We start from the raw sequence: 24,762 nt of genomic DNA on the forward strand, positions 1-24,762 counted from the left end.
GGATTCTTCTCCTCGGATGGTGCCCGGTTCACAGCCGGACGGATTTGGCGGCGGCGGACTCCTCGATCGCAGCCAGGACGCGCTGGACCTGCAGCCCTTCCTCGAAGGAGGGGTTCGGGGTGGTGCCATCGCGGATGGCGACGAGGAAGTCCCGGATCTGGTGGGTGAAGGTGTGCTCCCATCCGATGACGTGGCCCGGAGGCCACCACGCACCGGCGTAGGGATGTTCGGGTTCGGTGACGACGATCCGCCGGAAGCCCTGCTCGACGACGGCACCGGTGCCGTCGAGGAACTCGAGCTCGTTGAGCCGCTCAAGGTCGAAGGCGAGCGACCCGTGGGAGCCGTAAATCTCGATTCGGAGCGAGTTCTTGCGGCCGAGCGCGACCCGGGAGACCTCGACGGAGGCCAGCGCGCCACCGGCGAGTGACAGCGTGGCCCAGGCCGCGTCGTCGACCGTGACGTCCTCAACGCCCTCGGGGCCCTGCCGCTGCTCGACGAAGGTGTGCAGGCGTCCGGAGACATCGGTGACGGTGTCGGCCAGCAAGAACTGGATCTGGTCGATGACGTGGCTGGCGATGTCGCCCAGGGCCCCGGACCCAGCCGTCTCCCTCCGCAGCCGCCAGGTCATAAGAGCGGATTCGTCCGCGAGCCAGTCCTGCAGGTAGGAGGCTCTGACCTGCCGGACGGTGCCGATCCGCCCGTCGGCGATGAGCCGGCGCGCGTAGGCGAGGGCGGGCACGCGCCGGTAGTTGAAGCCGACCATCGAATGCACCCCGCGTTCCCGGGCTGCCCGCGCGGCGGCGACCATGCGCTCCGACTCCGCCAGGGAGTTCGCCAAGGGCTTCTCGACGAGGACGTGCTTGCCTGCCTCCAGGGCCGCGATGGCGATCTCCGCATGCGTCCATCCCGGCGTGCAGATGTCCACGATGTGAACGTCGTCCCGGGCGATGACGTCGCGCCAGTCGGTCGCGGTCTCCGCCCAGCCGAACCGGGCCGCCGCCTCGGCGACCTGTCCGGCGTCCCGGCCGACGAGGACGCGCTGCTCGATCGCCGGCACATCGAAGTACGCGGCTGTGTTCCGCCAGGCCTGCGAGTGGGCCTTGCCCATGAACGCGTAGCCGATCATCGCGACGCCGAGCGGGGCCGACCCGCTCGGATCTCCGGCTGCCGTCATACGGAAACTCCTTCGATAGTTGCTTCGGTGGGCGCCCAGTCCTCGGGCAGGGGCGCGGAGGCCGGTGCCCAGCTGGTGACGTCGACGAACGTGCCCGAGTCGATCGCCTCCGCGATCGAGACCATGGTGTCCACGACGTGGTGGGCGAGTTCGCCGGTGGCACGGTGCGGCTGACCGGCCCGGAGGGACCGTGCCATGTCGAGTATGCCCATGCCGCGGCCGTCGGCCGGTCCGGCGGTCGGCAGCGTGGTCCACTCCTCCTCCCCCGTGCGGCAGATCTGCAACTCGCCGTCGAAGTAGTTCGGGTCCGGCAGCCGGAGCGTCGCGTCGGTGCCGGAGATCTCCACGAAGCCGTAACGGGCATGGGGGGACTCGAAGCTGAACAGGCTGTGCGCGGAGGCGCCGCCGTCGAACTGCGCCAGGGCGCTCACGTAGGTGGGGACCTCGACGTCGAACGTCTGGCCTGCCTTGGGGCCCGACCCGATGACGCGGGTGGCCCGGGCCTTCGATCCCAGGGCGGCGACCCGGCGGACGCTGCCGAATGTCTGGATGAGAGCGGTGAGGTAGTAAGGGCCTTGGTCGAAGAGCGGGCCCGCGCCGTGCTGGTAGAGGAACGCGGGGTTGGGGTGCCACGACTCCGGCCCGGGGGTCTGGAAGACCGTCTGGGCGGTGAGCGGTACGCCGATGTCGCCGCGTTCGATCACCCGGCGCGCCGACTGCAGGCCGGCGCCCAGGAAGGTGTCCGGCGCGCACCCGAGCCGTACTCCCGCCTCCGCGGCCTCCCGCAGCAGGTCCCGGCCGCTCTCGCGGTCGAGCGCGAAGGGCTTCTCGCTCCAGACGTGCTTGCCCGCGCGCACCGCGGCGGTGGCGACCTCGACGTGTACGGCCGGGATGGTGAGGTTGACGACGATCTCCACATCCGGGTGCTCCAGCGCGAGTTCAGGGGTGCCGTGCTCGGCGATCCCGAACTGCTCGGCACGTGCCCGGGCGGCCTCGGGCAGGATGTCGGCGACGACGTGGACCTTGAGGTCCGGGAACGAGGTGAGATGGTCGAGATAGTGCGCGCTGATGACGCCCGCGCCGATGACGGCGACCCCGAGTGGTCCGCGGCTCATCGGGCGTCCGCCTCTGCGTCCGACTCAGCGGGCGGGCCTGCTTGGAGATAGCGGAGCGATGCCGACACGCCGTCGAAGATGTCGTGGGCGTAGTCGTCGAACTCGAGGACGGGGACCTCGAGTGAGCTCGCCGCGCCGAGGATGCCCCAGACGTCCATCGTCCCCTGGCCCGCCGGTACTTGGGCCATCATGTCCTGCGTCGCCGGGCCGTCCTTGATGTGGACGGCGACCACGCGCTCACCCAGGCGCCTGAGCAGTGCCGCCGGGTCCTCTCCGCCCACGGCGGCCCAGTAGGTGTCGATCTCCAGGACCACTTCGGGGTCGAGCAGGCCGACGAAGAACTCCAGCGCGGAGACGCCCTCGATCTTCGTCTCGAACTCCCACCAGTGATTGTGGTAGCCGACGCGGATTCCGTACTCGGCGCCCTTCTTGGCCGCCGCGTTGAGGCGGGCAGCAGTGCCGCGGATCGTCTCGGCGTCCTGCCAGTGCTCGCCGGGGAGAAACGGATCGATCACGATGCCCATGCCGAGACGCTTGGCGGCGGCGAAGATCTCATCCTGGTCGGAGAGCAGCGGTGCGTGGCCCGTCGGTGCCGTGACGCCGGCCGCGGCGAGCGCCGCGGCGAGCTCCTCGGCCTGGGCCGCGAAGTTGTAGGGCTCCACGTGGGTGAATCCGATCTCGGCCAGGCGCCGGATCGTGTCGGCCAGATCGGCCTGCGCCGCGTCCCGGACGGTGTACAGCTGGACAGAGCAGTTCACGATGTCCTCGCAGAAAGGTGAGGGGGAGGAAGAGGGGTGCGTGAGCGGTCGTCAGGACCGTCAGCGGCCCGCGAGGGAGCCGCCGATGCCGCCGACGCTGAAGTACTTGTTGAGGGCCACGAAGATGATCACGGGCGGGAGCATCATGATGATGGCGACGGACATGACGGACCCCCAGTCGGTCATGTTCTGCTGGAAGAAGGACTGCACACCCATCGGGAGCGTGAAGATCTCCTGCGAGCGCAGGAACACCACGGCCACGAGGTAGTCGTTCCAGGCGAGGAGGAACGCGAAGATCGCGGTCGAGAGGATCCCGGGGAGGCTGTTGCGCAGGACGACCTTGGTGAACGAGCCGAACACCGAGCACCCGTCGATCCAGGCCGCCTCCTCGAGGCTGATCGGGATCGAGTCGAAGTAGGCGGCCATCATCCACGTCGCGACACTCATCGTCGAGCCGACGTAGACGATCGTCAGCCCCAACAGGTTGTCGACGAGACCGATCTTCGCAAAGAGGATGAACAGCGGCACGACCGCGGTGATGACGGGCAGGGACTGCACGACGAACAGCAGGAGCGAGTAGCCCGAGACGGCGCGGCCACGCCCTCGCGACAGGACGTATCCGGCGGGCGCCGCGACGACGACCGAGACGACGACCGTGGCGAGGGTGGTCATCAGGCTGTTGCCGAGCCAGGTCAGGACGAGGGTGTCCTTGAAGACGTGGCTGAAGTTCTCGAAGGTGACGCCGGTCGACGTGCTCTGCGCGCCCGGGGTGAAGGCGAGGACGAGGACGACGCCGACGGGTACGAGGACGATGGCCGTGATGACCAGGAGCAGGGCGAAGCGCCACCAGCGCCCGCGGAGACCGGCGTCCGAGACCGCGCGGGACGCCCCCCGGCTGCTCGTCGCGCCGGCTGAGGGCGCGTGCGTGTGCACAACGATACTCATGCGACGCTCGACTTTCGGATCTGGCGGTAGAGGATCACCGAGACGACCACGAGGGTCATCGTCATGAGGAAGGCGATCGCGACACCGGGGCCGGTCTGGAAGTTCTGGAAGACCATCCGGTACGCGTAGACGACCAGGGAACTGGTCGAGTCCACCGGACCGCCGCCGGTGAGCAGGTAGATGGTCGGGAAGTCGTTGACGCAGAAGATCGTCATCAGGATCCAGCTGATGTACGTGGACCGCGCGATGAGCGGCAGGGTGATCCGCGTGAACTGCTGTCGACGGTTCGCCCCGTCCATGCTCGCGGCCTCGTACACGGTCCCGTCCACCGAAGCCAGCGCCGAGGACGACATCATCATCATGAACGGGAAGCTCACCCAGATCTTGAAGACGCACACGGTGACGACGGCGAGGTTCGGGTCGGCGAGGAAGAGCGGGGTGCCCAGACCGAGGGCGCGACACAGGGTCGGGATGGGGCTGGTGGGGGTGGAGACGAGCCAGTTCCACGCGGTCGAGGAGACCACGATCGGCACGACCCAGGGCAACAGAAGGAGCACCTTGAACACGCCTCGTGCCGGGATCTTGGTGCGCAGCAGCAGGGCGAGCCCCAGGCCGACCGCCCACGAGCCGAACACGCCGACGACCGTGAACAACAGGGTGAACCGCGCGGCCTTCCAGAACGCGGGGGATGTGAGGACGTTCGTGAAGTTGTCCAGTCCCACGAAGCTGCCGGACTGGATGAGCGAGCCGTCGTGGGTCGCCTGGACGGCGGCGTACACGAGCGGATAGCCCTGGATGAGGACGAGGAGGAGCACAGACGGCATGACCAGCCAGAAGTACGTCCTCGTCGTCTGCGCCCCGAGCTTGCCCCTGTGGTTGGGCTTGGCGGGAGCCCGCCCCGGGCCGCCGGGAGCGACACCACGGTGGGCCTTCGCGAGCCCAGACATCCTGACGGTGCGGGATTCTCCGGCTCCGGCTGCCGCCTCACTGCGGCGGAGCTGGGCACGGTTGAACGTAGTAGTCTTCATGACCCGCCTACTTCAGGACGGACTGCAGGCCGGACTGGAAGGTGCGTAGCGCGCTCTTGGCGCCGGTCTTGCCGGTGATGACCGTCTGGGCGAACTGTGTGAGCGCCTGGCCGCCGTCGAGGACCGCGAGGTCCGCGTTGAGCGCGGTGCTCCGCGCCGCGAACGTCTTCCCGATCGGGACGTACTCCTTGATGATCTTGACGTTGCCCGGGTCGTCGGTGAACTCGGGCATCTCGGTGATGGACTTGAACACCGGGAGCAGCGACACCAGTTTCTGCTGCCAGAGCAGCTTGAGCTGGTCCAGGTAGTAGACGAGGAAGGCGTCGGAGGACGCCTGCGACGGCGTGTTCTTGTACATCATGATGTTGTTCAGGAACATCAGGACGGCCTTGTCGCCGTGCGGGCCGGTCAGCGGACTGGCCACCAGGGTGTCGTCGGCCTTCACACCCGCGCGCCCGGGAAGCTCGGCGAAGTAGAGACCGTAGGCGGCCTTCTCCTTCTTCCACTGGCCCAGCATGTCGTCGACCGTGTAGCTCACGGCGGCCGGGTCGATGACGCCGTTCGAGACGAGTTCCAGCATGAACTCGATGGCCTCGACGTTCCGGTCGTTCATGAGGTCGAGCTGTCCTTCGGGAGAGAAGACGCCGCCGCCGTTGTTGATCATCATGGCGAGCACCAGGTGGTTGGCGGCGTAATTGCCCGAGCCCGAGCCTGTTCCGAAGCCGCTGACGCCGATCTCCCTGAGCGCCTTGCCGGCGGTGAGCAGCGAGGGCCAGTCGGTTGGGACGTCTACGCCGGCCTTGTCGAAGAGCGACTTGCGGTACCACAGGACACGCATGTCGATCCCCCAGGGGACGGCCACGTAGCCCTTGTCCGACTTGAACGGTTCGAGGACGCCCGGGAGGAAGTCGCCATAGCGGCCGTTCTTCTTGAGCGCGTCGATGACGCCGTCCGCGTAGGCGATCTGGCCCTGCTGCTCGAACTGGAAGGCCTGGAAGCCACCGCCGGTGGACACCGCCGGACCGGTCTTCGACGCTATGGCCGAGGCGAAGGTCTGGTAGAAGTTGCTCCACTGGATGGTCTGGTAGCTCGCCTTGAGGTTGCCGGACGCCGGTGCGTACGCCTGGACGACCTTCTTCGCGGCGTCGTTGTAGGCCGGGACGCCCCACGGCATGTCCCAGAACTTGATGGTGCCGTCGCCTCCGGAGGAGCTGGAGCCGCCGCCGCACGCGGCAAGCGCGGGTGCTGCCGCAGCGACGGCCGCGAGGCCCAGGAAGCCACGGCGCGTACAAATGGTACGGGTGGATCGCATAGCTGTTCCTTCTTCTTTGAAGGGGGTGGACGCGGGATGCGGGGGATGCGGAGCTTTGGCCCTGTAGGGCGGGGACCGTAGGGATCGCGTGGTGGTGGCACAGCGAGTCTTCGGAGCCGGGTCCCGGACCGTGGGCTGTGGCAGCAGCTCTGATCGGCTGGCGCGGGCTGGGGTTCTTCCAACCTTCACCGCGGTTGTGCCGGACCCTACGGGGGCTTTTGACGGAGAGCAAGACAAAGTTCGAAAGAGTCTTCCAAGCTTTGAAGCCAATTCGTTCAAAGTTGCTTGTGGGATACTCCGCCTATGGCAGAACAGCGACGTAAAGGCCACCAAGTGCACGATCACCTCACCCAGGGTGAGCAGCCGCCTGTCACCGGAGCCTTTCGTGCCGGCGATCTGTTCCAACTCCTCCGCGACGGGAGAGCTTGGACGCGCTCGCAGCTCGCCATGATCACGGGCCTCGCGCGCTCGACGGTGGCAGGCAAGGTCGACCCCCTCCTGCGCTCCGGGCTTGTTGTCCCGGTCGGCGACGCCCGGTCGAGCGGTGGCCGGCCGGCCACCCGCTTCGCATTCGATCCCCAGGCCCGCACAGTGCTGGCGGTCGACATCGGCGCGAGCCACGTGCGAGTGGCCCTCACTGATCTGAACGGCAAGGTGCTCGCGGAGGAGCGCGCGGACATGCCGGTCGCGGCGGGACCCGACGCGCTGCTCGGGTACGTCGTCGATTCCGGCAAGCGCCTGCTCGCCGAAAGCCGTCGGCCGGACCACCTCGCAGGCGTCGGCATCGGCCTTCCAGGCCCCGTCCAGCACACGACGGGACGGCCCGTCAAACCTCCGATCATGCCCGGCTGGGACGGGTTCGACGTCGTCGGCTTCGTCCGGCGATCCCTGCCCTCGCCAGTCCTGGTCGATAACGACGTCAACATCATGGCCCTCGGGGAGCGGGCGGGTTTCTGGCCCGACGTGGACAATCTTCTGTTCGTCAAGGTCGCCACCGGCATCGGCTCCGGAGTCATCAGCAGCGGTCAGCTCCAGCGCGGATGCGACGGCACCGCGGGCGACCTGGGCCACGTCCGTGCCGCCCGCGGGGAGGACACCGTCTGCCGCTGCGGCAACACCGGGTGCCTTGAGGCGATCGCGTCCGGAGCCGCCGTCGCCCGCTCGCTCGCCGCGGAGGGCCTGGACGCCGCGAGCGGCGCTGACGTCGTCGCGCTCGCCGAGAACGGCAACGTCACCGCGATCCAGGCCTTGCGGCAGGCGGGGCGTGACATCGGCGAGGTCCTGGCGACGTGCGTCAACCTGCTCAACCCGAGCATGATCGTGATCGGCGGCTCCATGGCGGCGGCCGGTGAGCACCTCATGGCAGGGGTGCGCGAGGTGGTCTATCACCGCTCACCTCCGCTCGCGACGACCCATCTCCGGATCGTTCTCTCACGTGCCGGCGACCAGGCGGCCACCATGGGTGCGAGTCATCTCGTCTGTCAGCACGTCCTCTCGCCGGACGGAATCGAGGCCGAACTAGCAAGCGCTGCAGACGCCGGATGACCTCGCCCGACCTGGCGCAGCGACTTCGGGCCCTGAGCCATCGGTCCACTGGAGGGTGGCGGACCGATGGGCGTACGTATCAAGTGATGCCGAACAGGCCGCCTTCAGTGCTGTGTTGAGCACCCCGGTCAAGGAGCGCGTCGAGCGCGCCGGGGGAACAGCGGGAACGGCAGAGTCACTTCAGAGCTTCGACGGGTGGCAGGCCGACGTACTCGCGATAGGTGCTGATCGTGCGATGGAGCCCCTCCTCCATGGTGAAACGCGGCGCGACGCCCAGTACGTCTCTCGCCTTGGAGGCGTCGTAGCGGAGGGCCCAGTTGGTCTCCGAGCCCGCCTTGAGGCCGGCGGCCTCGCCGCCGTCGACGAGCTCCATGTCGGCATCCGGAAGAGCCTTGCGAACGAACTCGAACGCCTCGCGGATGGGCCGGTAGTCGCCGGACGTCACGAAGCTCTCGCCACCGCCGTCACGAGACGCGAGCGCAGTGAGGAAGGAACGCGCGACGTCTTCGATGTAGTGGAAGCCGAGGCTCCGGTCGCCGAAAGGAACGACCGACGGCCCGATTCCGCGTGCCGGGTTCTCGACCAGGTTTATGAACCACGTGTTTCCGCCGCCACGGCCGGCCTTGACGTGTTCTCCGAAGCCGTAGACCTTGCCGAGCCGGAGCCCGACGACGCTGAGGCCGGAGTTCACGTGGTAGCGGCGAGCGATCTGCTCCACGAAAGCCTTGGTGCTGCCGTAGGTGGATTGCGGGTCGAGCACGCTGGTGTCGTCGATCGCCCCGGTGGCGGTGATCGAACGAGGCCCGTAGACGTTGATGGAACTGGCCCAGACCACGCGTTCCACATCGTTCTCGAGTGCTGCTTCGAAGACGTTGATGCTGCCGCCGACGTTCACCTCGATCGCGCGCGGAATGTTCAGCTCAGAGGCGGCTGCCACCAGCGAGGCGAGGTGGATGATGCCGGTGACGCCGTGTGTCCGGATCGTGCGGCTGAGGAGCTCGCGATTGCGGATGTCCCCGACGACGACGGTGACCCGGTCCCATCCGTGGTTCCCGACGAGGTAGCGAGCGTTGTCGATGTCCGGGTACTCGCCGGTGCCTTCGGGGCTTCCGCCGAAGAGCCCGTACAGGACGACGTCCTCGCCGGCTTCGACGAGGTCGCGCACGATATAGCCGCCGACGAAACCGATACCGGTCACGAGCACTGACATGAGGAACCTCCTGTGCGAAGCGCAAGCCGCTCGATGGATCGGCGGCGCGCCGGAACGGGGCCGACGGGTGTCACGCCGACGTCGAGCCCGGCTGGAAGTGGAACGGCTCGGTGGCCGCGCGGTCATAGGCGAAGTGGTCCGGAATCTGCCGGCGCGGCGAGTCGACGGCCCCGACCGGGGGCACGGTCACGAAGTCCGCAAGCTCCGCCTCGCGCGTCAGGTTCCAGAAGTCCAGAAGCCGCCACGGGCTGTTGGTGACGACGCGACCGCGGGAGTTGCGGAAGTAGGTGGACATTCCCGGGTGGCTCCAGATCATCTTCTGGTGCATCGCCTGGATCTTCTCGTTGTAGGCGTCGTAGACGTCGCTCCGGCACTCGATCTCACGCAGCGAGTGCTGGGCCATCTGGCGAAGGGCGGACAACACGTAGTCGATCTGGCACTCCACGGTGAAGATGAAGCTGCCGCCGTGTCCGAGCGCGGTGTTCGGGCCGTAGAGCATGAAGAAGTTGGGGAGCTGCGGAACAACGGTGCCCAGATAGGCGCGGGAGTCGTCGTCGTCCCAAGCCTCGCGAACGCTCGTGCCGCCCCGACCTACCACCTCGACCGGCGAGAGGAACCGGGCCACGTCGTATCCGGTGGCGACAATCAGGACGTCGACCTCGTGTTCCTCGCCACCCGTGCTGCTGACCTTCCGGCCGTTGACGGCGGTGACACCCTCGTCGACCAGCTTCACATGCCGCTTCTTCAGCGCGTTGTACCAGCCGTTGTCGAGCAGCATCCGCTTCCCGAACGGCGGGAACGTCGGGGTGACCTTCGCGACCAGGTCCGGACGATCGGCCAGCTGGTCCTTGATGTAGCGCGTGAAGACCTCGCGGTGGCCCTCGTTCGTCGCGTTGATCGAACGCTCCGGGTGCTTCCATTCCGGGTCCTTCAGGAGCGCCTCGTGTACCTGGCTGTCGAAGATCCAACTCAACCGCAGCCGGTACAGCCACTGGTATTGCGGCACTTCGCGCAACAGGAACCGGACCGCTTCGGGCACCGGCTTCCTGAACTTCGGGAACGGCGCCGCCCACTGACGCGATCGCTGGAAGATGGTCAGAGAGCCGACTGTGTCGGCGATGGCCGGCACGAGCTGCATGGCGCTCGCGCCGTTGCCGATGACCGCGACGCGCTTGCCCTCCAGGTCGATGTCCGGGGCCCACTTGGAGGTGTGCACGACCGGCCCGTCGAAGTCGTGGAGGCCCGGGATGTCAGGCCACTTGGGCGTGGTGAAGGCGCCCACCGCCGACACCACCGCGTTGGTGACCAGCGTCTCCTCGCTTCCGTCGGAGCGCCGCAGAAGCGAATGCCAGGTGTGGGTCTGTTCGTTGTAGCGCGTGGTGGCGCATTCGGTGCCGAACTGGACCTCCTCCAGGACACCGCTGGCTTTCGCAACACCCTGGAAATAGCCCTCGACCTCGCCCTGGAGCGGGAAGAACGTGGTCCAGTCGCCGTCGGCGAAACTGTACGAGTACAGGTGACCGGGGGTGTCCACCCCGCAGCCCGGGTAGTGGTGCGAGTGCCACACACCGCCGGCCTGATCCTGCTTCTCTATGATGGTGTACTCGACTCCGGCCTGCCGGAGTCGGAAGGCTGCGGCGATGCCGGACATGCCGGCGCCGATGATCAGTACCTTGAAGTCTTCGGGCAGGCCGATGGGGCTCGGCGCCTCCCCGGCGTACCTGTTGAGTTTGTGGAGCATGAGCTGGGCGTAGTCGGCCGGGATGGGCTGAGCCTCCGACACCGTCATCATCCTGATGAGCTCGTCGGCTGTCGGGCGGGGCTTTTCGATCTGGCCGCTCTGTTTCCACGCGACGATCGCCTCGAGCGCGGCGGACCGGACCTCTTCCTGTATGGCGGGTGGGAGGCCGCCAGAGTCGTTGTCGTCCCAGCGGCTGGCCTCAGGAGTGAACGGCGCAAGGAGCCAACGCTCCTCGCCGGTGAACTGGTAGAGCAGGAGGAGTAGCGTGGGAATGTTCGCGGAGGGGAGCGCCTCGGCCAGCTCCTTCCGAAAGAGGCCGATTTCATCGTGTTCGCTGGGCATCGTCTTCTCTTCCATTCTCAGCGCCATGCATGATCGATAAAATATTCTTTGATGCCGGGCTGGCCCGCTCGTAGTTGCTCGGAGCTGTGACTTCTAGGCCAGGGACTCGGCGATCGCCGACGAGATACCGATGGACTTCAACTCGACGAAGGGGTCAATGCCTTCTGGGCCGAACTCGCGCCCCAGACCGCTGTACTTGACGCCACCCATGGGGGCCTGGAATCCGGCGGAGCTACCGTTCAGCTCGACCGTTCCCGTCTCCATGCGCCGCGCCACTTCGAGGCCGCGGTCGATGTCGGTCGTGAACACGGCGCCGTTGAGCCCGTAGGTCGAGTTGTTGGCGATCTCGATCGCCTCCTGCTCGTCGGCGTAGGGAATGACGGAGACGACTGGCCCGAAGATCTCCCGTTGCGCGATCGTCGCGTCCTGGTCCACGTCCGCGAACACCGTCGGTTCGACGAACCAGCCTCGATCGACGTCAGGCCGGCCGCCCCCGCGGACGAGGCGGCCACCTTCGGCCAGCCCGGCCTTGATGTAGCCCTCGACCTGGGTGCGCTGCCGCTCGCTGACGAGCGGGCCGATCTGCGTCTCCTTGTCGCGCGGATCGCCGATGGTCATCGTGTCGATCATGCCGTTGAGCCGATCGATGAATTCGTCCTGCAGATTGGCAGGAACGACGAGACGCGTCTTGAGGGTGCAGATCTGACCGTTGTTCCGGAAACTGCCGAGCCGGAGCGCCTCGACGGTGAGGTCGAGGTCCGCGTCGGGAAGCACGACGGCCGCCGATTTCCCTCCAAGCTCGAGAGTCACTCGCCGGAGGTCCTTGCCGCACAGTTCCGCGATGCGCCGGCCTGCAGCACTGGACCCGGTGAACGTCACCTTGGCGATGCCGGGGTGACCGATCAGGTACTCGCTGACCTCCCGATCGGCTGGAACGATGTTCACGACGCCCGGGGGGCATCCGGCCTCTTCGAGGAGTCGCGCCACGACGTACGCGTCGAGGGGAGTCTCCGGCGAGGGCTTGAGCACTATGGTGCACCCCGTGAGCAGCGCAGGGGCCAGCTTCTGCATCGTGAGCGAAAGAGGGACGTTCCACGGAACGACTCCGGCCACCACGCCGACCGGATTGCGAAGAACGAGCGCCTGGCCGTGCTCTGAGCGCCGGATCGACCGGAAGGGGTAGCGGGTTGCGGCCTCGATGTAGCCATCGAGGATCCGAACCGGATTCACCACCTGAATCGCCCGCGACTGTGAGATTGGGCAGCCCATCTCCTCGGTGATGACCTGGGCCAGCTCTTCGGAGTGCTTCACGAGCAGGTCGCGAAGCCGCTCAAGGACAGCGATCCGGTCCTCAAGGGTCATGGACGCCCACGGGTTCGAGACCATCGCCGTCCGAGCCGCTGCGATCGCGCGGTCGACATCTGCCCGAGTGCCTGCCGGAACCGTCGCGATGACTTCTTCTGTGACGGGGGAGATGACCTCAATGCGATCCTGGCCGGCGGGCGTCACCCAGTCGCCTCCGATGTACAGCCGGTCGTGGCTGTTCACTGCGTACTCGGTCATCCTGGACCCTCTCGATGCGTGCGTGCCGGCCCCACGGATCGACACGTATCGACGGCAACGCGAAGCCGCCAGGCTGTGATCCCTGGACCGGGCAACCGCCTGTCTCAGCGAGACGTGACGTTGCAACGCTAGGCGTTGACCCTGAAACAAACCGTATATTATATTTCCACCACCCTCGCCCGCAAGACCCAGGAGCAGGGCAGCGCCCACCGAGGAGCGGTTCCTATGCAGGCGATTGTGTTCTACGCCGAGCGAGAGTTGCCGGTCGAGACGGTCGACGATCCGATACCCGCTCCGGATGAAGTCGTCATCGAGATCAGGGCCTCCGGGATGTATGGTTCGGATCTTCACACCTTCCGCGGGCCCAAGTTGGAGGCGCCGACGATCGCCGGCCACGAGCCGGCCGGGGTCGTGGTGGGGCGAGGCTCTCAGGTTCCGCATGCGTGGGTGGGCCGTCCAGTCATGGTGCACCATTACGTCGGTTGCGGACGGTGTGACCAGTGCCGGTCGGGGTGGACCCGGATGTGTCGCGCAGGCGCAACGGCCATGGGTGCGACTACTCCGGGGTCCCATGCCGAGTACATCTGCGTTCCGATGAGAACCGTTCTGCCCATGCCCGACGGGCTGAGCCATCTCGCCGCGGCGGCGATCAGCTGCGGGACCGGGACGGCCTGGGGGGGCGTGAAGCGCTTGCAACTCCATGGCGACGACACCGTCGTCGTGTTCGGCCAGGGCCCCGTCGGGCTGGCGGCCACCCAGCTCGTGCGCGCGCTCGGTGCTCGCGTGATCGCGCTCGACATGTCTCGAGACGTCGGGGGCCTCCTCGGCCACTCAGGCCGCTCTCCACGTGCTCGACCTGCGGGGGTGGCGTGCTGGGTCGGAGTGGGCTCGACCATCCATTTCGACCTGACGGAGCATCTCTACAAGGGCAGATCACCGGCGTGCCCTCGTGGACACTGTCGGTTCCCGCCATGGAGGACTGTGCGAACCTCGTGGTCCAGAGGAACGTCGATGTCGATGCTCTGTTCACCGATCGCTGGCATCTCGCGGAAGCCGATGCGGCTTACGAGCTCGCCGAGAAGCAGACGTCGGGGAAGGGTGTCTTCGTTCCCTGACCGGGTCGCTGCGACCTGCATGACCTCTCCGCCGTCCGCCGGGCTGTCTCGCGGATCTGACCATGAAAGGGAAGTTCTGATGCATCACCCCGAACGAACCCGAGTCATCGTGACCTCCACTGCCTCCGACAGCATGTCCGACTTCGACGTGCAGGTGCACGAATCGCACACCGAGCACGACGAGGGTGGCAACCCGGTCTTCACCGTCACGCAGCTGTGGGGGACGGCCGACGGCATCCCCATGGTCGGTCCCGGTCAGAACCCGGAGCAGATCAGCGACCCATGGTTCCCTGGGCCCGGCGGGACGCGGTTCCGGTTCTTCACGTTCCTGCCCAACACTTCCGGAGAGGGCGAAGGCGGGACGCCCTCCTCGCTTCAGGACGCCACGATCGACGAGAGCTCAGGTTTCACCGAGGCCTTCGACCCGGAGCAGCCGGGCATGCACATCTCCGATTCGGTCGACTACGTCCACGTACTCTCGGGTGAAGTGGTCATGGAGCTCGAACGCGGAGAGATCGCGGTCAGGGCCGGTGACGTGATCATCATGCGTGGTGGCTGGCACAACTGGCGGAACGAGTCCGATCAGCCGTGCACCGTTGCCTCGGTCATGGTGGGGACGCACCGGAAGGGCTGAACGCGTCACCCGGTGGCGCGTGACGAGCAACGATCCGAGCAAGACAAATATATTATGTACAGATTCAGCGATACGAAGGGACATGCATGCAAGCCCCCATCGCAGAGCAGCTGGCCAAGTTCGTCTCGGATACCGACTTCGCGGAGGTTCCTGAGGACGTTTTGGCCGAGTCGAAGCGCATCGTGCTGGACTCGATCGGATGTGCCGTCGCGGCGGTCGGCGAGACCAAGGGCCAGATCGGCATTCAGTACGCGCAGGCACTCGGCGGAGACCAGGACGTCGCGACGATCTTCGGTGCGAAGCAGCGATCCTCGATCTTCGGCGCGGCCTTCGCGAACGGTGAACTGATCAATGCGCTCGACTTCGACGCGGTACTGCCTCCAGGGCACGTATCGCCGTACGTACTGCCTGGCGCGCTCGCCGTCGCAGAGGCCGACCAGGTGTCGGGGCGCGATCTGGTTCTAGCCGTCGCCATCTCGCACGAGCTGTCCAACCGCTTCGGCAAGGCGATGGACTACATCCGCGACACGCAGGACGGCGTCATCTCGATGCCGCCCATACTGGGATACACGAGCACGGTCTTCGGGGCGGTCGCAGCGGTCACGCGTCTTCGTGGTGTGTCGGCCGACATGACGGCACAGGCGCTGGCGATCGCGGCGAGCATCACGCCGGTGAACTCGCACCGCTCCTGGCTCGAGCACATTCCGGTGTCGACGATCAAGTACACGATGGCAGGTCCGGTGGCGCAAGCCGCACTGACGGCGTCGTTCATGGCGTCCTACGGACACCGAGGTGATCCAGCCGTCTTCGACGACCGTGAGTTCGGCTATCCGAGGTTCATCGGCACGAAGCGGTGGGAGCCCGAGCGTCTCACCGCCGGACTCGGAACCGACTGGAACTTTCATCGCGAGAACTCGTTCAAGCACTATCCGCACTGCCGTGCCCTACACGGATTGCTCGATCTCCTCATCGACACTCTCGATGAACACCAGCTTCGAGCCTCGGAGATCGACGCGATCCGCGCCTGGGGGGAAGGCCATGTCGACCGGTCCTCATGGCTCACCCACGCGATCAGTCACCCTGTCGACGCACAGTTCAGTATTGCCCACGGCCTCGCGGTTGGCGCCCAGCGGATTCCCCCCAGCAGGGCGTGGCAGTCAACTGAGGTGGTGTTCGACCCCGACATCCTGTCGCTGATGGACAAGGTCATGTACGAGGTGCACCCCGACTGGGTCACGATGATTTCGACTGATCCGGCCGCACGGCCGTCACGGATCGAGATCGATGCCCGGGGCCGCACGTTCTCGGCGGACCTGCTCTACCCTCGGGGCACGCCTGGTGCCAACGGCGGCATCGGGATGTCCGACGAGGAGCTGGTCGCCAAGTTCCGGCGGAACGCCGAAGGCGTGCTCGTGGACGAGGCCGCGAACCAAGTCGTCGACGGAATCATGAACCTCGAGTCGGTGGACGATGTCTCGACTGTCATCCGGTCTCTCGGAGGCAGCTGAACTCGTGCTATGGGACTGGATCCCACCGGCAGGCCGGCCGGTACGGCCGGTCGAAAGCGCTCGCAAGCCCGTCCTGGACGCCGCGGGTTCGGTGGCGTCCAGGACGTAGTGGACGAGCAAGGTGTTCGCGGGCAAATGGGATCGGATCAGTCGGTGCTCTCGGCCCAGAGCCCCCGCTCGGCCAGGATGCCGATCAGACGAGATCCCTGGGACGAGATGTGATCGGTCATCAGGCGGCGTGCGAGCTCCGGGTCGCGTTCCTGGAGCGCCCTCAGCAGCTCAGGATGTTCGGCGCCCGTCTGCTTCGGGTTGCCGGCGGCGTAGTAGCGGCCTGGCAGGTTCGCCATGATCGTGTCCAGGAGCAGGACGAGCCGGTGGGACTGAGCGGCTCGATTCACCTCGCGGTGAAACTCGAGCCCGATTTCGGGGATGCGTTCCCAGTCTCCCGACGTCACTGCGGTCGCGTACTGCTCGATGTTCACCTTGAGACGCTCCAGTTGGGCGTCGGTGATCTTCTCGGCAGCTCTGGCCGCGAGTTCGCTGGCAAGCTGTGCCTGGGCCCAGAACAGGTCGGTGATGTCCTGTGGGGTGATCGGTGCGACCACGAATCCCCGGCGCGGGAGGAGGTTGACTATGCCCTCGCTCTTGAGGGCGAGCAGCCCCTCCCGTACCGGCGTCTGACTCACGCCGACCGCCTCGGCGATGCGCTCGATCCGAAGGAACTCACCTGGCCGAACCTCGCCCGAGGTGATCAGGTCCCGGACGTAGGCGGCAACCTCTTCCGGCAGCTGCTTGCGCGCGGCAGTCCTACGGCGAGGCGGCGGCGTACTGTTCGACGCGGCGTCCACGTTTTCGTCCTCCATCCCCGCGTGGAATGTTTCATATATCTCGTGCGGTCACTGTATGGCATGGCCTGCAGCCGCCACGAGATCAGCGCTTGCGCAGTGCGACGGCAAGCATGGCCCCCCGCCCGCCGCTTGCCGGCCGCCTTGCAGCGATCCGTGTCTCACCAGCCATGGACTCAGATCACATATAATGTATAGGATCCTTCTGATGGCGTACTCACCATCGATCGTGATGGGGAGAGTGACCTGGCACCAGGGCTCGATGCCCGTGCCGTATGCCGCGATCGGCCTCGGGTGCTCCGGTCCGGGCGTGGGCGCATAAGTGATCCCGACAGTCGCCGACCGGACATCCGACGTAGCGCGAACGAAGAAGGAGGACCATTGAATCCCACGTACGACTTTTCGGGGCGGGTCGCCCTCGTGACAGGTGGGGCTTCTGGCCTCGGGCTTGCGACGGCGAAGCAGTTCGCTGTCTCGGGTGCGGCAGTTGTCGTCGCAGACGTGAACGCAGCCGCGGTCGCCGAAACCGAGCAGGCCCTCAAGAGCGCTGGGCATGAGGCTCTCGGCATCGTCTGCGACGTCTGCGACGAGGCCCAGGTCGAGGCGATGGTCCGCAAGACCGTGCAGACCTTCGGTCGGTTGGACATGGCCTTCAACAGCGCGGGGATCATCTCGCCGTCGACGGACACAGCGGACGAACGGGCAGAGGACTACGACCGCGTCACCGCGGTCAACGCGCGCGGCGTATGGGCATGCATGAAACATGAGCTCAGGCAGATGCGTGAGCAAGGCGGCGGCGCGATCGTGAACTGTTCGTCCCTGAGCGGCCTCGTGGGTGCCCCCAGGCGTACCACCTATCATGCGGCGAAACACGCCGTCGTCGGTCTCACCACGAGCGCGGCCGTCGAGTACGCGTCTCAGGGCGTTCGAGTGAATGCCGTCTGTCCCGGCACCTTTGACACCCCGATGGTCGACGACCTGGTCGCGAACGGGGACCTCGTCCTGGCCGAGGCCCTGGCCAAATCACCGATCGGTCGGGTTGGTCGACCGGAGGAGATCGCTTCGGCCGTTCTATGGCTGTGCAGCCCCGGGGCCAGCTACGTCATCGGTGTGGCCCTTCCCGTCGACGGCGGCTACGTGGCTCAGTAGGGGATCGATGAACAAGCCAATGTCAGAGGAGGCGCCCCTGAGGTTGGCCGGACTGACGCCGGACCATCTCGACGGAGCTCAGCGTGCCCTCTACGAGCAGATCGTTTCGGGCCCTCGATCGGCCGGTCCTCAGCACTTCCCCTTGGTCGACGCCACGGGCGCCCTGACCGGGCCGTTCGGCATCATGCTGCACGTTCCTGAAATAGGGCGCTCCCTACAAGACCTCGGCGCCGCGATTCGCTATCGGACCTCCCTGACGGCGCGTGTCCGTGAGATCGCGATCCTGAGCGTCGCCGCAGCGACCTCGTGCGAGTTCGAGGCCTACGCTCATGAGCGGGTAGGCCGCGCCGCAGGACTGACCGAGCTCGAAATCGAGAGCCTCGCCCGTGGCGAGTTCGAAGGGATCGACCCCGTCGAGGTTGCGGCGTACCGGCTGTGCGGACTGTTGAACCAGGACTGGTTGCCGGTGGACGAATCGGAGTTCATCGATCTGCGTACCCCACTCGGTGAGTCGACACTGATCGAGCTGGTCGTCCTTGTCGGGTACTACCGGACCCTGGCTCAGCTTCTCAATCTCTTCGACATCGGAGTGCCGCCAGGAGACTGAGCCCCCATGCGTGGTCGCCCACAGGACTGATGCCTGGACTCCCCACTCTTCAGTGCCGGCGGCCACTTCCGGGTCGTGATGTCACCTTCGGCGGCCTGACTGGACAACAGCGCGTCCGTGTCGGTCTGTGCCTGCAGGGCAGTTGGGAGAGTGACCGTCGCAGAACGGCGTCCACTGAATGCACGCACCGGGTAAGGGGTTTCCATGGACAGCGCGATCGATGTCGTCGGTCGGGTCAGCGTGCTGCTCCGCACCCTCTCCGCTCATGAACCGGCGGGGGCGACCACGACGGTCATCGCACGTGCTGCCGGGCTTGCCCGACCGACGGCACACCGACTGCTCAGCTCGATGAGATCCGAGGGCCTCACCGATCGGGACGACGCCTCGGGGAAGTGGCATCTGGGTCCAGAGATCTATTTGTTGGGGCTCGTCGCGAGTGCTCGCCATGACGCGACCGACATAGCGCGCTCGACCGTGCGGCGAGTGGCGCGGGAAACCGGGGAGAGTGCCTTTTTCTCCGCTCGCCGGGGCGATGAGACCGTATGCCTGTTGCGCGAGGACGGCAGTTTCCCGATTCGGTCACACGTTCTTTATGAGGGCATCCGTTTTCCTCTCGGTGTCGCTTCGGCTGGACTTGCGATCCTGTCGTTCCTGGACACCCGCGAACAGACCGAGTACCTGCGCGACACTGATCTGGCAACGGTCTACGGCGATGCGCACCACCGCGACCGGCTGACGGATCAGATCGGGCGGACGCGGCGCATGGGATATGCCGTCAACCCTGGACTGATCGTGCCGGGAAGCTGGGGAATCGGAGCTGCTGTGTTCGACCGAGAAGGCTCGCCGCGGTGGGCGCTCAGCATTACCGGCGTCGAGGCCCGCCTTACACCACCGCGACAGCAGCAAATCGGGAAGCTCCTGCTGAGCGAAGCCCACGCACTGTCGCAGCGGATCAGCGAGCACGGACGGGCGTAAGGGCACGAGAAGCCGCTTACCGCAGGCCTTGGATGGTTGCTGAACGTGCCATCGCCTTTCGTTTCTCCGACGTTTCAGCAGTATTGACGAGCGCAGACCGTCGAAGTAGCGTTCCACATATCATATATTCCGCTTCAGCTCGGGGCTGACCGAACGGTCTTGAGGCGCTTCTGTAAAGGAGACGACATTTGTCTTTCTCGTTGGATCCAGAGATCGCTGAAGGCGTTGAGACCCTCTTCAAGGGCTTTGGTGAGGTGGAACCCATGGCGGTAGACGATGTCGTCTCCCGCCGCGCCATTTTCGACAAGATGCAATTGATGATGTTCGAACAGCTGCCGACACCTGGCGACGTCAACATCAGGGACTACGAGACCACCACACAGGACGGCGCCCGAATAGTCCTGCGGTGGTACACGAAGGGCGAAGCGACCCCGGGATCTGCGGTGCTGTACGCCCACGGCAGCGGGATGATCGCCAGCCGGATGGAGATCTACGACGGCCCCGTCGCGCGGTACGTCTCGGCCACCGGTGTGCCGTTCCTGTCGGTCGCCTATCGAAAGGCGCCGGAGTTCCCGGCGCCGATCCCTGTGACGGACTGTTACGCCGGGCTTCAGTGGCTCGTTGAGCACGCGTCAGAGTTGAGGGTCGACCCCGACCGTATCGCGGTCATGGGGGACAGCGGCGGTGGTGGCATCGTCGCGAGCCTCGCCATCTACGCACGCGACCACGAGGGCCCTGCCATCGCCAGGCAGATCCTGATCTACCCCATGCTCGACGACCGCAACACGACACCCGAACCCGGGTTCTCCACCTGGATCCCGTGGAGCTACGAGGACAACATCACGGGATGGGGCGCCTTGTTGGGGTCCGCGGTCGGCGGTCCGGACGTCTCCCCCTACGGCGCCGCAGCACGGTTGAAGGATTTCTCCGGGCTCCCGCCCGCCTATGTCGAAGTGGGCGAGCTCGACATCTTCAGGGACGAGAGCATCGCCTACGCCCAGAAGCTCTACGCTGCGAGCGTCAGCACGGAGCTGCACGTCATACCGCGTGCCCCCCACGCGTTCGAGGCCTTCGTGCCGACGGCTGAGATCTCCCGGCGGGCCGGCGCGAACCGGCATCGCATCCTGAACTCGATCTGACGAGGCTTCCGGTCCCCCGGCTCGTGGCCGTTCCCTCCAGGTGCGAGCCGGGGGAAGGGCCTTTTGGCTCCACCATCGTGAAAGACATCGTCCGTGGTGGGGCCATTCTCATGGTCCCTACCACGGACGACGGTGGAAGGTCGCGCATCTCGCTTGCGGTGTCCAGGGAGAGCAGGGCGCGGCGAACCGAGCCGCCGCGCTACCTCAATGACTGGCGACGAGTGAAGTAGCCGTCGATGCCCACGGCGAGCACGAGGATGAGCGCCTTGACGACGTTTTCCGCGTAGGTGGAGACACCCAGGAGGCTCATCCCATTGTCGATGGTGGACAGCAGAAACGCTCCGAGAACAGCTCCCTGGATGGAGCCCATTCCGCCGCGAAGCGAGTTTCCACCGATCACCGCGGCTGCGATGGCGACCATCTCGATGTTCACACCCGAATCCGCGGTCGAGGTTCCCACGCGAGCGATCAGCATGACGCCGGCGATGCCGTAGATCGCCCCCATCAGCAGGAAGCCGACCATGACGGTGCGCGGGACGTTGATGCCCGCGTACACGGCCGCGTCGCGGCTGGAACCGAGCAGGAACGCCCGGCGTCCGAACTTTGCCGCGTTCAGGATCAGTCCCAGGATCAGCATGATGGAAGCGATCCACAGGATCGCGTTGGGCAAGCCGGCGTCACCGAAAGTGACCCAGAGAAGGAGCAGCGCCGCCAGCACCGCCACAGCCACCGGCGAGCCGATCGCCACCATTCGCGCCTGGCCGGTGACCGCAGTGTGGGCTGTCTTGACCACCGCACGCCAGGCGACGATTGCCACGATTGCGACTGCGAGTCCTATGGCGAGCGCGGTCGGTGTCCTTCCCTCGGTCATGGAGCTGAAGTTGGGGTCGACCGGGCCGATCGACGCTGCGTCGGTCCAGATCAGGCCGACGCCGCGCCACAGGAGCAGTCCACCCAACGTGACCACGAACGCGGGTACTGCAAGAGCAGTCACGACGACGCCCTGGACCAGTCCCAGGGCGACGCCGACGGCGAGCGCGGCCAGGATGCTGGGTATCAGCCCCCAGCCCGCCACCTGGCACTTCGCAGCGACGAGCCCGGTCAGGAAGACGGCGCTGCCGACCGACAGATCGATCTCTCCCATGATGATCAGGATCGCCACTCCGGACGCCACCACTGCGACCACGGCAGTCTGACGCAGCAGCAGGGACGCGTTCGTCGGCGTCATGAACAGCCCTCCGGACGCCTGGTCGAAGTACAGGATCAGAACGAGGGCGGCCAACGCGAGCACGGTCGAGCGGGTGGTGAGGATACGGAGGACAGCGCTCTGCGCCCCACGTGCCCGCTGGGCGGAGGACTTCTTCTGGGGGGCGTCCAAGGTCGCAGTTCCATGAGTGTTCATGATGACGAGGCTCCGGTCGCGGCGGACAACAGATCGTGGGCAGTGGCTTCCCGTGAGAACTCACCTTTCAGCCGACCCTTGTACATGACGAGGATGCGATCCGACTCCGTCAGGATCTCGTCCACGTCGCTGGAGATGAGCAGAACTCCGACCTGCGACTGTTGCGCGATGGTCCTGACCAACTCGTAGATGTCTCGCCGAGCGCCGATGTCGACCCCGAGCGTGGGCTCATCCAGAATGAGAACCTTCAGATCGTCGACCAGACATCTCCCGAGGAGCACCTTCTGCTGGTTGCCGCCGCTCAGGGAGTCGATCGGTAGGTCGGGGCGAGGGGGTCGCACTCCGAGCTTCTGGATGAGGTCGTCGACCCGACGACGCTCCTTGCGTTTGTCGACGAACCAGCGCATCCGGCCGACATCGCCGAGCATCGAGGCAGTCATGTTGTTGGCCACCGACTGTCCCGGAAGTATTCCTTGCGACTTCCGGTCTTCGGCGAGCAACGACAAGCCGCGACGAACCGCCTCGTGCGACCTCGCCGGCAAGCCTGTCGATCCCGCGATCTCGCACTCGCCGGTGGCCTTGCCGGGCCAGACGCCGTACAGCGCACGCGCCAGCTCGGTACGGCCAGCGCCAACGAGTCCGTAGAGGCCGACGATCTCACCTGGGTAGACGTCGAGGTCGACGCCGGCCACTCGAGCGCGTTTGCTGCCATCGGCGGTGAGAACGTTCAACTCGCGCACACGGAGCACGGGTTCGTCACTGCGTACGCCGGCAACACGCTCGGCAAGGGCTTGGCGAGCTTTCAACGTCTCTCCCAGCATCGCGCTCACGAGCTGCGGCCGGGACGGGATCTCGTCGAACTGTGCCACCAGTGCGCCGTTGCGGAGGACCATCGCGCGGTCGGCGATGCGGTCCAGCTCATCCAGCCTGTGCGTGATGTAGCAGACCCCGAGCCCGGCCTCGCGACACTGACGCAGCCGCTCCAGAAGGACCTCGGTCTCACTGTCGGTCAGCGCGGCCGTGGGCTCGTCGAGGATCAGGATCTTCGCCGAGCGGTGGAGGGCGGCGGCCAGGACGGTCAGCCTGCGCTCCGAGGGTGTCAGAGCGGATGCCGGTCGCCGCGGGTCGACCTTCAGGTCGAAGAGAGCGAGCGCCGCTCGCGCCTGTGCGACGGCCTGGCCCTTGTCGTAGAGACCGAAGCGACCTGGCAGATGAGCCGAGAACATGTTCTCCGCGATCGACAGGTGCGGCACGACGTGGAGTTCCTGCGGAACCAGTACGACTCCGGCTTCCTCACCCGCTCGCAGAGAGGTGAACTCACAGCGCTCGCCGCCGAGTTCGACGGTGCCCTCGTAGTCGCCGTGGCCGATGACGCCGGCAAGGATCTTCATGAGTGTCGACTTCCCGGCGCCGTTCTCGCCGACGACGGCCAGGACCTCGCCCTCACGCACGGTGACGTCGACCGACTTGAGCACAGTGGTCCGTCCGTACGCCTTCTCAAGGCCGCGTCCGATCAGGAGCCGCGCCTCGCCGACCGCCACATGGCGGCCGCCAGGGGAAGCGCTCGTGTCAGCCACAGTTGCCGCCTGCCGAACCGAAGACCTCCTGCGCGGTGATCCATCCCTTTGGAGCGACGCCGTTGACGAAGTCACACAGGTTGTTCTTCGTGATACTCGTCAGCTGCACGTAGTCGGTCTTCACACCGTCCACCACAGCGTCCGGCTTGGGGAGCTCCTTGCCGGTGGCCAGGTCGTGCGCCAGATCGGCGGCATTGCGTGCCATCTCGTCGACCGGAGTCCAGACCGTTTCTCCCTGCCACCCCTGGGCGATGAACTTCAGACTGGGCTTGGAGGCATCCGTCCCGGTCACCCACACAGCGCCCGGCTTCTTGTCGGCCGACTTGATTGCCTGGGCGACTGCCTGTGCGCCGTTGTCCCACATCACGATGAACGCGGCGATGTCCGGGTCCTTCTGCAGTGCCGCCTCGGCGGCCTTCTGCGCTGCCGCGGAGTCCCAGCCGACGATGTTCTTGTCGTAGACGACCTGGATCTTCGGGTTGTGTAGCAGAAGCTTGTCGTACGCCTTCGACATGTCGTTCTCGGCGACCGTGGCCTTGTCGCCGCGAATGATGGCGTACTTGCCGGTCGGCTTGGCGGCGAGAGCGGATTCGGCGTGCAGCTTTCCATTCTCGTAGTTGTTGCGCTCGATGTGGAAGCTGACGGGAGCTCCGACGACACGACGGTCGTAGGTGACGACCTTCACGCCCTGGCTCTCGGCCTCTCTCACGAGCGGCGCGGCCGCTTCGGCCTCCACCGGCATCAGCACGAGAACCTTGATGCCACGCTGCAGCATGCTTTCGACCTGGCTGGTCTGCGTGGCCATGTTCTCCTCGGCGAAGTTGAATATGACCTTGTCGCCGTTCTTCTCCGCCTCCTCTTTGAGGATCTTTGTTTCGAATCCCACTCGCTCCTGAGCCTGTGACGGGAAGGCGACCCCGATCAGGACGCCTTTGCCGGAGGAACCTGCGGCCTTTCCACCGCAGGCGGTGAGAAGTGGAGAGGCAACGGTCAGCAGAGCCAGCATCAAAATGCCGGACCGGCGTATAGGGGTGATGCGTGAAGTGATCACGTGGCCCAGCCTCCTGCACGGCGTGCA

At 66.1% G+C, this 24,762-nt stretch carries 20 protein-coding genes and 1 pseudogene; 8 read left to right on the forward strand and 13 right to left on the reverse strand.

The genetic code is table 11. From position 1 onward, the window contains the following. Positions 1–28 precede the first annotated feature (28 nt). The 6 genes from ACQEV8_RS03980 to ACQEV8_RS04005 form a co-directional block, all read right to left on the reverse strand. Positions 29–1,174 carry a Gfo/Idh/MocA family protein gene (locus ACQEV8_RS03980; RefSeq protein WP_432957356.1) on the reverse strand — a complete coding sequence of 382 codons (1,146 nt, stop codon included), beginning with the start codon at positions 1,172–1,174 and terminating at the stop codon, positions 29–31. After that, positions 1,171–2,289 carry a Gfo/Idh/MocA family protein gene (locus tag ACQEV8_RS03985; protein WP_432957357.1) on the reverse strand — a complete coding sequence of 373 codons (1,119 nt, stop codon included), beginning with the start codon at positions 2,287–2,289 and terminating at the stop codon, positions 1,171–1,173. The genes ACQEV8_RS03980 and ACQEV8_RS03985 overlap by 4 nt, the downstream gene beginning before the upstream one ends. After that, the gene (locus tag ACQEV8_RS03990; RefSeq protein ID WP_432957358.1) at positions 2,286–3,047 is read right to left on the reverse strand and encodes a sugar phosphate isomerase/epimerase family protein; all 762 of its coding nucleotides are present in this window, start codon (positions 3,045–3,047) and stop codon (positions 2,286–2,288) included. Before ACQEV8_RS03990 ends, ACQEV8_RS03985 begins: the two co-directional genes overlap by 4 nt. A gap of 60 nt (positions 3,048–3,107) precedes the next feature. Further along, positions 3,108–3,992 (reverse strand): carbohydrate ABC transporter permease, encoded by an 885-nt coding sequence (locus ACQEV8_RS03995; RefSeq protein WP_432957360.1) that lies wholly within the window; start codon positions 3,990–3,992, stop codon positions 3,108–3,110. After that, positions 3,989–4,939 carry a carbohydrate ABC transporter permease gene (locus ACQEV8_RS04000; protein WP_432957362.1) on the reverse strand — a complete coding sequence of 317 codons (951 nt, stop codon included), beginning with the start codon at positions 4,937–4,939 and terminating at the stop codon, positions 3,989–3,991. Before ACQEV8_RS04000 ends, ACQEV8_RS03995 begins: the two co-directional genes overlap by 4 nt. Positions 4,940–5,027: 88 nt before the next feature. Further along, positions 5,028–6,332 (reverse strand): ABC transporter substrate-binding protein, encoded by a 1,305-nt coding sequence (locus ACQEV8_RS04005; protein ID WP_432957364.1) that lies wholly within the window; start codon positions 6,330–6,332, stop codon positions 5,028–5,030. Between the two features lie 303 nt (positions 6,333–6,635). On the opposite strand from ACQEV8_RS04005, the gene ACQEV8_RS04010 reads away from it, so the two are divergent. Next, the gene (locus ACQEV8_RS04010; RefSeq protein WP_432957366.1) at positions 6,636–7,877 is read left to right on the forward strand and encodes an ROK family protein; all 1,242 of its coding nucleotides are present in this window, start codon (positions 6,636–6,638) and stop codon (positions 7,875–7,877) included. A gap of 175 nt (positions 7,878–8,052) precedes the next feature. Here the strand turns inward: ACQEV8_RS04010 and ACQEV8_RS04015 are convergent, their stop codons facing one another. From ACQEV8_RS04015 to ACQEV8_RS04025, 3 genes are all read right to left on the reverse strand, one after another. Next, a complete protein-coding gene (locus tag ACQEV8_RS04015; RefSeq protein WP_432957368.1) occupies positions 8,053–9,087 on the reverse strand; it encodes an NAD-dependent epimerase/dehydratase family protein in 1,035 nt (344 codons plus the stop codon). A 70-nt stretch (positions 9,088–9,157) separates the two neighbouring features. After that, positions 9,158–11,170: an FAD-dependent oxidoreductase gene (locus ACQEV8_RS04020; RefSeq protein WP_432957369.1), complete on the reverse strand. Its 2,013-nt coding sequence runs from the start codon at positions 11,168–11,170 to the stop codon at positions 9,158–9,160. Between the two features lie 93 nt (positions 11,171–11,263). After that, positions 11,264–12,733: an aldehyde dehydrogenase gene (locus ACQEV8_RS04025; protein ID WP_432957371.1), complete on the reverse strand. Its 1,470-nt coding sequence runs from the start codon at positions 12,731–12,733 to the stop codon at positions 11,264–11,266. Positions 12,734–12,958: 225 nt separating this feature from the next. Here ACQEV8_RS04025 and ACQEV8_RS04030 point away from each other — a divergent pair. From ACQEV8_RS04030 to ACQEV8_RS04040, 3 genes and pseudogenes are all read left to right on the forward strand, one after another. After that, a pseudogene (locus tag ACQEV8_RS04030) lies at positions 12,959–13,342 on the forward strand (alcohol dehydrogenase catalytic domain-containing protein); the annotation flags it as partial. Between the two features lie 615 nt (positions 13,343–13,957). After that, positions 13,958–14,482 (forward strand): cupin domain-containing protein, encoded by a 525-nt coding sequence (locus ACQEV8_RS04035; RefSeq protein ID WP_432972428.1) that lies wholly within the window; start codon positions 13,958–13,960, stop codon positions 14,480–14,482. Between the two features lie 86 nt (positions 14,483–14,568). Beyond that, positions 14,569–15,990, forward strand: a complete 1,422-nt coding sequence (locus tag ACQEV8_RS04040) for an MmgE/PrpD family protein (protein ID WP_432957373.1) — start codon at positions 14,569–14,571, stop codon at positions 15,988–15,990. A gap of 146 nt (positions 15,991–16,136) precedes the next feature. Here ACQEV8_RS04040 and ACQEV8_RS04045 read toward each other — a convergent pair whose 3' ends face one another. After that, on the reverse strand, positions 16,137–16,853 hold the full coding sequence (locus ACQEV8_RS04045; protein ID WP_432957375.1) for a GntR family transcriptional regulator: 717 nt from the start codon (positions 16,851–16,853) through the stop codon (positions 16,137–16,139). 363 nt (positions 16,854–17,216) lie between these two features. On the opposite strand from ACQEV8_RS04045, the gene ACQEV8_RS04050 reads away from it, so the two are divergent. The 4 genes from ACQEV8_RS04050 (at position 17,217) to ACQEV8_RS04065 (ending at position 20,705) form a co-directional block, all read left to right on the forward strand. Further along, positions 17,217–17,984, forward strand: coding sequence for a glucose 1-dehydrogenase (locus ACQEV8_RS04050; RefSeq protein ID WP_432957377.1), 768 nt, complete (start codon positions 17,217–17,219; stop codon positions 17,982–17,984). A gap of 43 nt (positions 17,985–18,027) precedes the next feature. Next, complete coding sequence (locus ACQEV8_RS04055) at positions 18,028–18,591, forward strand: carboxymuconolactone decarboxylase family protein (RefSeq protein WP_432957379.1); 564 nt, start codon at positions 18,028–18,030, stop codon at positions 18,589–18,591. Positions 18,592–18,795: 204 nt separating this feature from the next. Continuing rightward, complete coding sequence (locus ACQEV8_RS04060; protein ID WP_432957381.1) at positions 18,796–19,566, forward strand: IclR family transcriptional regulator; 771 nt, start codon at positions 18,796–18,798, stop codon at positions 19,564–19,566. Positions 19,567–19,754: 188 nt separating this feature from the next. Beyond that, on the forward strand, positions 19,755–20,705 hold the full coding sequence (locus ACQEV8_RS04065; protein ID WP_432957383.1) for an alpha/beta hydrolase: 951 nt from the start codon (positions 19,755–19,757) through the stop codon (positions 20,703–20,705). Positions 20,706–20,904: 199 nt separating this feature from the next. Here ACQEV8_RS04065 and ACQEV8_RS04070 read toward each other — a convergent pair whose 3' ends face one another. The 3 genes from ACQEV8_RS04070 to ACQEV8_RS04080 are packed head-to-tail and all read right to left on the reverse strand — an operon-like array spanning position 20,905 to position 24,735. Then, positions 20,905–22,083, reverse strand: coding sequence for an ABC transporter permease subunit (locus ACQEV8_RS04070; protein WP_432957385.1), 1,179 nt, complete (start codon positions 22,081–22,083; stop codon positions 20,905–20,907). Between the two features lie 20 nt (positions 22,084–22,103). Then, on the reverse strand, positions 22,104–23,684 hold the full coding sequence (locus tag ACQEV8_RS04075) for a sugar ABC transporter ATP-binding protein (protein ID WP_432957387.1): 1,581 nt from the start codon (positions 23,682–23,684) through the stop codon (positions 22,104–22,106). Then, positions 23,677–24,735 carry a substrate-binding domain-containing protein gene (locus tag ACQEV8_RS04080; protein WP_432957389.1) on the reverse strand — a complete coding sequence of 353 codons (1,059 nt, stop codon included), beginning with the start codon at positions 24,733–24,735 and terminating at the stop codon, positions 23,677–23,679. Before ACQEV8_RS04080 ends, ACQEV8_RS04075 begins: the two co-directional genes overlap by 8 nt. Positions 24,736–24,762: the final 27 nt, after the last annotated feature.

The sequence above is a fragment of the Streptomyces sp. CA-179760 genome (assembly GCF_050937045.1).
Lineage (GTDB): Bacteria > Actinomycetota > Actinomycetes > Streptomycetales > Streptomycetaceae > Streptomyces.